This window comes from Caballeronia humi (assembly GCF_001544475.1).
In the GTDB taxonomy this organism is placed as follows: Bacteria; Pseudomonadota; Gammaproteobacteria; order Burkholderiales; family Burkholderiaceae; genus Caballeronia; species Caballeronia humi.
Window position 1 is genome coordinate 1 of sequence record NZ_FCNW02000173.1, and the last position, 1,517, is coordinate 1,517.

Consider the following 1,517-nt stretch of genomic DNA (forward strand, 5'->3'; position numbering starts at 1 on the left):
GAGCCGCTATAAGTTCGCCTACGTCGATGCAGCGGGCGAATACGTGGTCGCTCTTCACCTGGACCGGGACACCCGCCCCGCTGGCGGCAACAGTTGCCGGCTGAGACTGGCGAAGCCGTTCGCCGGTGCGAACCAGACCGGCTTTCACTTTCCGCTGATCGATGGCACCGAGGTTTTGGTCGGATTTCATGATGGCGATCCGGACAGGCCGTTCATCGCGCATGTGATGCACAACGCGCGAGCGCCGGACGTCATCGTCAACGATCAGCGCTGGTTGAGCCGCAACGTGTTGCGCACCCAGTCCAACAATACGTTGCAGATGGAGGACTGGGATAACGAGCAGCACATCAAGCTTGCGACCGAGCACGGCAAGTCGCAATTGACGCTCGGTCATAGCGTGAACCGCAAGCGAGAGAAGCGCGGCGCCGGTTTTGAGTTGCGTACCGACATGAAAGGCGCGATCAGAGCCGGACAAGGCCTGTTTCTATCGGCCGATGCGCAGCCGCTCGCGAACGGGCGGCATCTGGATATGAAAGCAGCGCTCGGTCAGTTACAGGTGGCGCTCGCTCAGGCGCAAGGGCTTGCGCAGGCCGCAAGCGTCGCCAAAGCTGAAATCGCCGATCTGAAAGCCGAAAACGAATGGCTCAAGAACAGCGTGAACGAGTTGAAGGAAGCGGTGATGCTGCTGTCTTCACCCGAGGGGATCGCGCTGGCGACGCCTGACCGGGTGTCGGTTGCTGCCGGCTGTGACGTGAACATCGCAACCAGCGCGGGGTTCAACGTCAATGCACAGCGCAATGCGAGCGTCGCCGCTTCGGACACGCTGTCGCTCTTCGCTCACAACGGCGGCGCCAAGCTGTTCGCGGCGCGCGGCAAGGTGCTGGTTCAGGCGCAGTCCGATGCGATGGAACTGGTGGCGCAAAAGGATATGCACCTGACGAGCGCGAGCGGAACGTTGATCGCAAACGCTGCAAACGGCGTCGTGCTGCATGGCGGGGGGACCGCCTACGTCAAGGTGAGCGGCGACAACGTTGAAATTGGTGGCGCGGGCAATTTGATTCTGAAGATTATTGGAATCGACAAGTCCGGTCCCGGTTCGTTGTCGATGCCATTGCCGAAGTTCGAGCAGACCACCATCGGCCACGATGAGCACTTCATCTTGAGCGATCGACTTACCGGGCTGCCGGCGGCCAATCGCCCATACCGGATTCAACTCGCGGATGGTCAGGTCATCGAGGGCGTGACGAGCGGCACGGGCGCGACTTCGCTCAAAGCGGGCGATATCGCGCAAGGGATGACCCTGCTGACTAAAAAGAGTACGGAGGCTTGATGAGCGAAGAACTGAATGAACCAAACGATACGGGCGCGACGCCGGACCCGATGAATGCAGGAGAACAACCGACCAAGGGGAAACGCTATCAGCACGACGTTGCCACGCGGCTCGTGCCCATGCAGATCGATCATCTTGGACGGCGGTTCTGGGAATCGTATATGACGCCCGTGAGTTATCAAGTGCG

General features: G+C 60.4%; 2 protein-coding genes. Both read left to right on the forward strand.

What is annotated here, in order from left to right; translation table 11 throughout:
* A partial coding sequence (locus tag AWB65_RS34840; RefSeq protein WP_143281832.1) for a DUF2345 domain-containing protein occupies positions 1-1,330 on the forward strand: 1,330 nt, incomplete at its 5' end.
* On the forward strand, positions 1,330-1,517 hold a 188-nt coding region (locus AWB65_RS34845), incomplete at its 3' end, for a hypothetical protein (RefSeq protein ID WP_143281833.1). The genes AWB65_RS34840 and AWB65_RS34845, both read left to right, overlap by 1 nt.